7 protein-coding genes are annotated in these 9,474 nt (G+C 28.5%); 1 reads left to right on the forward strand and 6 read right to left on the reverse strand.

The window, feature by feature from the left end; all coding sequences use genetic code 11:
• Positions 1 to 415 precede the first annotated feature (415 nt).
• On the forward strand, positions 416 to 2,257 hold the full coding sequence (locus KQ44_RS04885; protein ID WP_096736463.1) for a bifunctional UDP-sugar hydrolase/5'-nucleotidase: 1,842 nt from the start codon (positions 416 to 418) through the stop codon (positions 2,255 to 2,257).
• An 84-nt stretch (positions 2,258 to 2,341) separates the two neighbouring features.
• Here KQ44_RS04885 and KQ44_RS04890 read toward each other — a convergent pair whose 3' ends face one another.
• From KQ44_RS04890 to KQ44_RS04915, 6 genes are all read right to left on the reverse strand, one after another.
• The gene (locus KQ44_RS04890) at positions 2,342 to 2,644 is read right to left on the reverse strand and encodes a PTS sugar transporter subunit IIB (RefSeq protein WP_096736464.1); all 303 of its coding nucleotides are present in this window, start codon (positions 2,642 to 2,644) and stop codon (positions 2,342 to 2,344) included.
• Between the two features lie 10 nt (positions 2,645 to 2,654).
• Positions 2,655 to 3,086: a PTS sugar transporter subunit IIA gene (locus KQ44_RS04895; protein WP_096736465.1), complete on the reverse strand. Its 432-nt coding sequence runs from the start codon at positions 3,084 to 3,086 to the stop codon at positions 2,655 to 2,657.
• A gap of 23 nt (positions 3,087 to 3,109) precedes the next feature.
• The gene (locus tag KQ44_RS04900; protein WP_096736466.1) at positions 3,110 to 4,072 is read right to left on the reverse strand and encodes an NAD(P)-binding domain-containing protein; all 963 of its coding nucleotides are present in this window, start codon (positions 4,070 to 4,072) and stop codon (positions 3,110 to 3,112) included.
• A gap of 98 nt (positions 4,073 to 4,170) precedes the next feature.
• On the reverse strand, positions 4,171 to 6,084 hold the full coding sequence (gyrB, locus tag KQ44_RS04905; protein WP_096736467.1) for a DNA topoisomerase (ATP-hydrolyzing) subunit B: 1,914 nt from the start codon (positions 6,082 to 6,084) through the stop codon (positions 4,171 to 4,173).
• A gap of 174 nt (positions 6,085 to 6,258) precedes the next feature.
• Complete coding sequence (locus tag KQ44_RS04910) at positions 6,259 to 7,863, reverse strand: tetratricopeptide repeat protein (protein WP_096736468.1); 1,605 nt, start codon at positions 7,861 to 7,863, stop codon at positions 6,259 to 6,261.
• Between the two features lie 233 nt (positions 7,864 to 8,096).
• Positions 8,097 to 9,422, reverse strand: coding sequence for a hypothetical protein (locus KQ44_RS04915; protein WP_096736469.1), 1,326 nt, complete (start codon positions 9,420 to 9,422; stop codon positions 8,097 to 8,099).
• Positions 9,423 to 9,474: the final 52 nt, after the last annotated feature.

Below are 9,474 nucleotides of genomic sequence, written 5' to 3' on the forward strand. Positions count from 1 at the left end.
ACTTAAATTTAAACAATATAGAACAAATAATGACTTTTTATTTAATATTTAACTTTGTAATATTGGCATGTATTATATATATAATTATCTCTCTAATATTTAGAATATTGCCAAAAAAACAAAAAAACAGATAATACAAATCAAACAAATAATAAAAAAAATAAATACAAAAAAATAAAAGAAAAAAGAAAGATATAATTGATTTGTTCTGGACTGGAGATAAAGACAGCAAAAATAGAACTATATTTAGAAGAGGGTTTCTTATAGTTCTTATTTTATTTACACTATATTATATATTTAACTCTATCAATTTTATAATTGCTAATATTGATGTAGTAAAAAAAGTTTTAAAAATTGAATAATCATATATACCATGCTATAATCATCTAATAAATAATAATTTGGAGGCAAAGGCATGAGAAGGGGTTATATAATAATGAGTATTTTTTTATCAACATTACTTGTATCATGTAATGCTAATAAAAATAGAGTTTATCCAGAAGGAAAAATCGATTTCACTATAGTACAGACTACTGATGTTCATGGAATGATCTTTCCATATAATTTTATTACAGACAGTGAAGAAAATACATCTATGGCCCATGTGTCTTCATATGTGAAACAGCTCAGAAATGATGGGAAAACTGTTTTACTCCTTGATAACGGAGATTCCCTTCAGGGGCAGCCTACAGTATACTATTATAATTTTGTTGCTACTAATGAGCCTCATATATGGGCAGAAGTATTAAACTATATGAATTATGATGCTGTAGGATTGGGTAACCATGATATAGAGGCTGGACACAGTGTTTATGACAGATTATCAAAAGAATTAAAAATTCCTTTAATATCGGCTAATTTGGTAGATGAAAATACAAAAGAACCTTATTTCAAACCATACGCTATAATAGAAAAAAACAATATAAAAATAGCAGTACTAGGACTTACCGAGCCTGCCATAGAAGAACAGTTTCCTAAAATATTATACAAAGGCTTAGAAGCAGAAGATATGGTTGAAACAGCAAAAAAATGGATTAAAGTTATAAAGGATAAGGAAAAGCCTGATATGATTATAGGACTTTTTCATTCTGGTGCTAATTACACAGGAGATAAAAAAACATATAAAAATGAAAATGCGAGTCAGTTAGTAGCTGAACAAGTAGATGGTTTTGATATTATACTTATAGGGCATGATCATCAAGGCTGGACTGGATTAGGATATGATGAAGAAACAAAACAAAAGACTAAAGAAGTAAAAAGTCCAAGCGGGAAGATTGTTCCTATATACGGCGGCATTAATGCAGCAAGATCAATAGTTTCTGTTGATGTAAGTATGCAGTATGATAAAGATAAAAAAGAATGGGATATAAAACTAGATGGAAAGTTATTAGATCCTTCTTCATTTGAGCCTGATAAAGAGTTTTTAGACAAATTTAATAATTCTAAAGAAAATATAATTAAATGGGTGTCAAGAGATATAGGAACTTTAAATACAAAACTTACTTCTGATGAAGCAATATTTGGTGATAGTGATTTTTTAAGTTTCATACATAAACTTCAATTTGAAATAGCTAAAAAAGAATTAGGAGAAGAAGCAGATCTTTCATTTGCAGCTCCTTTAAGTAAAGATGCTGTTTTAAATAGCGGAACTGTCAAAGTAAGAGATATGTTCAATTTATATCCTTATGAAAATTTCTTCTATGTTATGAAATTAACAGGAAGGCAGATAAAAGATATTATGGAATATTCTTACGGCAGATGGTTTAATACTATGACAAATATTAATGATCATATAATATCTTTCAAAAAAGATGCGGAGGGAGAATTAATTTTTAATAAAAGATACAACTCTTATGACACTCTCACACCTACATATAACTATGACAGTGTAGGAGGACTAAATTATACTGTTGATGTAACTAAACCTAACGGAGAAAAGGTTACTATAGAATCATTAAGTGACGGAAGAGAGTTTGAATTAGATAAAGAATATAAGGTTGCTGTAAATTCATACAGAGGAAGCGGCGGCGGCGGACATCTTACACAAGGTGCAGCAATAGATTTAAAAACTTTACAGGATATGGATTTAGTTTTAAAATCTACTGATAAAGATTTAAGATATTATATAATAAATTGGTTTGAAAATCAGAACGGAGCTATTACAGTGGAAAAACTTAATAATTGGAAAGTAATACCTAATGATTATCTTCAAGCTGGAATAAAAAAAGACTATAAACTTTTATATCCAAATAACTAAAATAATAGATAATAAAAAAGCAGAGGCTCTTAAAAACAGCTTCTGCTTTTTTATTAAAAAATTAAAAACTATATCAATTATAATTTATTTCTTTTTTAATTCTTCTAAATATCCAGAACTTTCAAGTTTTTGTTTAAACTCATCTTGAGAAAGAATATTTTTTATAGCTATAACTTTAATACCTTTTTCTTCTGCATGTTTAAAATCATCAACAAAAGCAATAGGACAAAATATCAAGTCATAATCATCAATTTTGCAGCTATGCAAATCACAATGATCGATATGCAAATCATTTATTCCCAATGTTATTAAAGCCATTTGAGCTTTCTCTTTCATCATTAAACTAGTACCTGCTCCATTTGCACAAGCAACTAATACTTTTAACATAATTAACTCCTTATATTAAATTTAAAATTTCTTTTTCATTTAAATCTTCAGTTATAAGTTTATTTAACTTTTCATTATTACACAAAAAATCAGCAAGTTCAAGCACAGCGTCCTGATGACCATTAGAATCTTCTGCTGCTAAAGTAAAAAATAAATATACTTTTTCCTGCGTTTTATAAAAATCTACTCCGCTTCTTACTTTAAGCAAACTCATAGATTTTTTTATAACACCATTTTCTGGCCTTGAATGCGGCATAGCAGCACCATCAGTAAGAACAATATAAGGACCATACTTATAAACATCATCAATAATTGCATTAATATATTCTTCTTTTATAAAGCCTTTTTTAAGTAAGCAGTAAGCTCCTATACGTAATGCTTCCTGCCAATCAGGAACACTGTCTATTATTTGTATATTATCTTTTAATAGCTCTTTTAACATTTTATTTATATAAAAAATAAATTTTATTTTTTCATTAAACTATCTATATATTCTACTATATCAAAACCAGCATTCAAAGCCTTAGCTATAGAACCGCCAGATTTATAAAGTATATCTCCAGCTATAAATAAGTTTTTAACAGAACTTTCATGCTTATCATTAACTATAGGAACGCCGCCTTCATCTAACTCTATATCGCATCTTTTTAAGAAATCTACAGGAGCAACTCCTCCCAAAGCGTATATTACTCTGTCATAAACTTCATCAACACCATCAGTATAATGAACTAGTACTTTACCCTCTTTATCTTCTATAGATTTTATATCAACGCCTAATCTTGCCTTCACTTTTCCGCTTGCAATATCTTCTTTAATAGTTTCTAAATTCTTTTCATTAGGTCTTGTAAACTCTGCTTTTCTATAGTTTATAGTAACATCATTATCTTTTCCTAAAAGATAAGCATATTCAACAGCAGAGTTTCCTCCTCCTACTACTAATATCTTTTCATTTTCCTTACATTTATAAATGTTGAAGTTTACAACAGCATTAAGACTTGCAGGTATAGCATAATCAGGTCTGTTTGGTCTTCCCATTTTGCCTATAGAAGCGACAACATATTTTGCTAAATACTGTTTATTATCAACTGTAGTTACTTCCAAATATTCACCATTTCTTTTAATAGATTCAACTTCGGTATTAAACATAGCCTCTATATAGTTACCAAACAAACATTCACTGAATAAGTCTAATACATCGCCTTTAGTTGCTGTTTCAAATTTGATATTGCCTTTCAAATCTAAAGCTTCGCCTTTATAATCTTTATCTACTCTTTTATCATCTTTATAAAATTTTCTGATAGTAGTAGAGTGATTATCTCCTTTTTCTATCAAAAGCACCTTATTCATTTTCAATATAGAAGCCTCAACAGAAGCAGCAATACCTCCTGGACCTCCTCCTACTATAATTAAATTATATTTATTATCCATAAATTTTACTCCTTATTAAAAAAAAATTATACAATTATCCTATATTAAAAATAAAAATATTTAAGAAAAATACAAATATAAAAATTAAAAAATATTGATTAAACGTCCAAATTTTTAACGTATCTTGCATTAGCCTCAATAAAATCACGTCTAGGCTTAACTTCATCACCCATAAGCATAGAAAATAATTGATCCGCTTTTTCAGCATCTTCTGTTAATACCTGATACATAAGTCTAGTTTCTGGATTCATAGTAGTTTCCCATAATTGGTCAGCATTCATTTCGCCCAAACCTTTATATCTTTGTATATCATATTTTCTATCTTTATTTTCAGATAATATTTTATCCCGCTGTTCATCAGAATATGCATAAGTAAAGTTTTTCTTATCAAAACTTATTTTGTATAGAGGAGGAACAGCTATAAATATATGTCCCAAGTCTATTAAAGGACGCATATATCTGAAGAAGAATGTTAAAAGTAAAGTTCTTATATGAGAGCCGTCAATATCCGCATCAGCCATGATAATAACTCTGCCGTATCTTATCTTTGATATATCAAATGAAGAACCAACACCGCAGCCCAAAGCAGCAATTATAGGTTTTAAACTTTCATTATCAATAATTTTATCAAGTCTAGCCTTTTCTACATTCAATACTTTACCTCTAAGAGGAAGTATAGCTTGAAAATGCCTATCTCTTCCTCCTTTAGCGGTACCACCTGCAGAGTCTCCCTCTACAAGATATACCTCGCATTTATCAACTTCCTGCTCTGAGCAGTCAGCTAATTTTCCCGGCAGAGAATCACTTTCTAATGCATTTTTTCTTCTTGCTAAATCTCTAGCCTTTCTTGCCGCTTCTCTCGCATTTGCTGCAGATATAATTTTTTCTAATATAGCCTTTATAACTTTTGGGTTTTGTGAAAAATAGTCATTTAAACCTTCTACCACAAGTTTTTCAGTTACAGCACGTACCTCTGTATTGCCTAACTTAGTTTTTGTCTGTCCTTCAAACTGAGGATTAGGTATTTTTACAGATACTACAGCAACGAGTCCCTCTCTTGTATCTTCACCCATAAATGTTATTTTATTCTTTTTATCTAATTCAAGTTTTTTAGCAAAATCAGTATAAACTCTAGTTAAAGCAGTTCTAAATCCTACTAAATGAGTACCGCCCTCTGTTGTATTAATATTATTACAGTATGTAAATATATTTTCATTATAAGCATCAACATACTGCATAGCTACTTCTACATCAGTTTTATCCTCTGTTTTATGAAGATAAATAGGCTTATCATGCAATGCTTTTTTATTTTCATTGAGGTGGGTAATAAACATCTCTATACCGCCCTCATAGTAGAATTCATTGCTTACAGTTTCAGCTTCTCTTTTATCTACAAGGGTTATTCTTATTCCTCTGTTTAGGAAAGCTAATTCTCTTAATCTATTTGCAAGAATTTTATAATCATATACTGTAGTTTCAAATATATCAGCATCAGCTTTAAATGTTACAGTAGTTCCATTCTTTGTGCTTGTTCCTACTTCTTTTACTGGCTCTTCTGGGACACCTCTATGATATACCTGTCTGTACAATTTGCCGTCTTTTCTAACTTCAGCAATAAGCTCTGTACTTAAAGCATTAACTACAGATACACCTACACCATGCAAACCGCCTGATACTTTATATGTCTCATTATCGAATTTACCGCCAGCATGCAGTTTAGTCATAACAACTTCCAAAGCAGAAATCTTTAACTTTGGATGCATATCAACAGGGATACCCCTTCCGTCATCTTCTACTTTTATTATATTGTCTTTTTCTATAGTAACAGTTATATTCTTACAATATCCTGCCATAGCTTCATCTATACTATTATCAACAACCTCATATACCAAGTGATGCAAACCTTGAGCACCTGTAGAGCCTATATACATACCCGGACGCTTTCTAACAGGGTCTAACCCTTCCAAAACTTGAATGTTTTTCGAGCTATATGTTTTTTCTGCAGCAGCCATATTTGTAATTTTCCTCTTTTATTTTAAATATTTATTAATAATATTTTTAAATTTTAATGTATATATTATACAATGAATAACTAAATATTACAAATTTAAATTACAGTATTTAGTTATAAAAACATTAACATTATTTAATTTTTTACAGAATATATTATCTATATTTTAATATAATTATATATAAAAATCAGTACTTGAATCAGAAGAATACAATAAATTATAATCCTCTCCATTATCTATATAAGCTATAGATGCTATTTTTATATGAGATAAATCAATATCTTCTTTTATATTTTCTATTACCTCGTTTAATATAAGTCTGAATGCTATATCTGTATTAATAACAATACAAAAGAAATTAATGACATATTTTCCTTTTATATTTTCAGTTTCTCCTGCATTACAAGAATTAAGACTTCCAACAGCATTCCAAGTTAAAACAGAGTGCAAAGTATTACCTATATTATTCACTACATCATGATATTTGCTAGGCAATTCACCCTCAAACGGCTCTATTTCAAACTGCAAAATTAAATAAAAATATTCTTCTTTGGATATTTCTGTATAATCACTATATTCTTCATAAAAACTGTCTAAAAATTTTTTATAATCTCTTGGATTATCATATTTATATTCTTCAGTTTTTCCTGTATCACCTACTATTCCAGTATGTTTTACTATACACTCATCATTAATCCAGCACTCTGCATAATACAAACAATCATCTTCCTTTTTATATAAAGTAACCATATTAGGCAATTCTTCCAAATAAGGATCTAAAGGCATACCATATGAATCAAAAATTTCATCTGCAACTTTTTTATATTCAGAATCTTCATTAAACATTTTTCTAATAGAAAAAATTTTTTCTGTTTCATTATTTTTGAATGCAGCTTCAATAGTATAATCAATATCAAATTTTACTGATATTAATTCAGCATTCTCATTATTTTTAAATATTTCTTTTACTTCTTTAAGTTCGTCTAAAGATTTTTTTATCATCTCTTTATCTAGTTTTGATACAGCAGCTTCATTCATAGTAAATACACCATCAATAAGTTCATCACCAATATAAAACTTAAAATTACAATATGGGCTATCAGCTTCCCATTCTGTAGGGTTAATAATATTTTTTATTTCTTTTAATTTTTCTTCATCGCATAATATATAAGCTATAGCATTTAGTTTATCTTCTCCATAATCAAGACCTTCAAGTAAATTTTTATCACTCTCCTCATTAATATAATGATACTCCAAAGCCTCTAATGAATAATAATTTTCTATCTCATCAGCCTGTCTCAAAAACTCATAATCATTAGGTACTATTTCAAGACCTTTATTATTTGCTTCAACTGCCCCCTCCTTATTTCCAAAATGAAGTCTGAGTTTAGCAAGTTCAAGCCAGCCCCAAGGATAATTAGGCTCTTCTATAACACCAAGTTCAGAATATTTTAAAGCCTCTTCCAATTTGCCGCAGTATATAAGAGCAACAGTGTATCTGTAGTACCAAGTTCCGCATCCTTTTGCATTTTTTTCAGAATATTTCATAAACTCTTTTGACATATAATAATGTTCATAATCGCCTATATTATTGCAGGCATAAGAATACCACAATGCCATATCCAAATCTTCCCTAGCCTCTTCTAATGTAAATCTATTCTCTCTTATACCATTTTCAATAAACTCTTCTAAATAGTTTAACATTTTATAAAAATATCCGCCATTACCGATATGAAATGACTCTAATGTTTCTATATCTTCTTTTGATAATAATGACATGGTAAACTCCTATATTATACCTGTTTTTTAAACCTATTGATATATAATATCACTTATTTTTATATAAATACAAAAATGTAACTATTTTGTAAAAAATGTAGGTTAAATCATATTATAAAAATTAGATTTTATTAATATAAAGTATGAACATAATTTATAAAAAATTAAACAAAATAAAAAATCAGACTCCTTTTAATAGCAGTCTGATTATATATTTCGTTAATTAATGATTATTATTTAATTATTATATCTCTAAAATAGTCTTTTTTGAATATAATTAAATCATTATAACTTTTTGAACTTAACACACCAGATGCAGCAGCTGACGGAGTAAGAGAAATATTTACTATATTATTTTGAGAAACTAATCCTGCATTTGCATTCTTTGAGTTATTTAATAGTGCAACTGTTCCGTTTCCTAAATCTTCTTCTGTAACTTTTGAATCATTTATTTTATCGGCATCTGAAGTAGTGCATACTACTAATGCTCTTGGAATAAGTTTAGTTTGTCCACTTTCAATAAATAAATTATATATACTTGCTCCTGAATCAGCTAAAGCAGAAACTCTCACTCCCAATCCTAAATCATTATTATTTAAATCAGATATCCAATTAACCATAATACTATTCATATCAGCACCTAAAGCAGAAGAAGTATCTAATGCTTTTATACTGTCTACAAGTCTTTGTTCACTGTCTAAAGATGGAGAAGAAGAAGCTATTTTTTTATAAATTTCCTGATTTCCTCCAGTATTAATATCAAGCCATTTCATAAACATTGATGCATTGGCATAACTAACAACAGATAAGTCTCTTCCAAATATATTATTATTAACATTATCATCATATCTGAAATACCAAGAATAAAAAGAATAATAAGGTGTTTGATTAAATGCTGTAATTCTTTCTTCAATAATGGATGGTGAAAATAAATGTGATGTAGATTCTGAAAGTGATTCATTAAGCCAAATATCCATTGCCTTATTACCATTAAATACATTTACATTATAGTTAATTAAATGCTGCAACTCATGCATCATAACACCCAATACGGAACTTGTATTCCAAGTAGCATCTACATGAAGATATTCACCTCTAACACCATCTTTTCCTTGTATAAGATCTGATGAAGAGAAATACCCTCCAACACTTGAATCTCCTTCTTTACTATTAGTATTAAGTGAAGCCATTAGAAATATTATTTTTCCATTTTGATCAATATCTGAAGGCGAACCATATATTTCAATTTCTTTAGGATAATCTTTTTCAAATTCTGTTAAAAAATTTAATATATCGCTTTTACTCTTATCAATACCAATTTCTAAATAAATAATCGCATCTTTTGATTCAGCTATTTTTTTGAATGTACTTTTAGTAAAAAACATATCATCTGTATTATGATCCAATTTATAAAAACTATACTGCTTAGTTTCTGCATAAACAGGGTTATAATATGTTATATCTCCTATATCCTCTGAAATTATTGGAGATGTACTTTTATTGTTACAAGAAATAATAAACATGATAATAATAAATAGAAATAAATATATCTTTTTCATAACTTTTCCTCATAAATATTTTATTGCTAATAATATAATATTTATTATAAAT

Origin of the sequence: Brachyspira sp. G79, assembly GCF_002379365.1 — a bacterium.
Classification (GTDB): domain Bacteria; phylum Spirochaetota; class Brachyspiria; order Brachyspirales; family Brachyspiraceae; genus Brachyspira.

Excerpts from the sequence above, each read along its gene's own strand:
- KQ44_RS04885 (WP_096736463.1), top strand. The coding sequence starts at position 416 with ATGAGAAGGGGTTATATAATAATGAGTATTTTTTTATCAACATTACTT.
- KQ44_RS04890 (WP_096736464.1), bottom strand. The coding sequence starts at position 2,644 with ATGTTAAAAGTATTAGTTGCTTGTGCAAATGGAGCAGGTACTAGTTTA.
- KQ44_RS04895 (WP_096736465.1), bottom strand. The coding sequence starts at position 3,086 with ATGTTAAAAGAGCTATTAAAAGATAATATACAAATAATAGACAGTGTT.
- KQ44_RS04900 (WP_096736466.1), bottom strand. The coding sequence starts at position 4,072 with ATGGATAATAAATATAATTTAATTATAGTAGGAGGAGGTCCAGGAGGT.
- gyrB (WP_096736467.1), bottom strand. The coding sequence starts at position 6,084 with ATGGCTGCTGCAGAAAAAACATATAGCTCGAAAAACATTCAAGTTTTG.
- KQ44_RS04910 (WP_096736468.1), bottom strand. The coding sequence starts at position 7,863 with ATGTCATTATTATCAAAAGAAGATATAGAAACATTAGAGTCATTTCAT.
- KQ44_RS04915 (WP_096736469.1), bottom strand. The coding sequence starts at position 9,422 with ATGAAAAAGATATATTTATTTCTATTTATTATTATCATGTTTATTATT.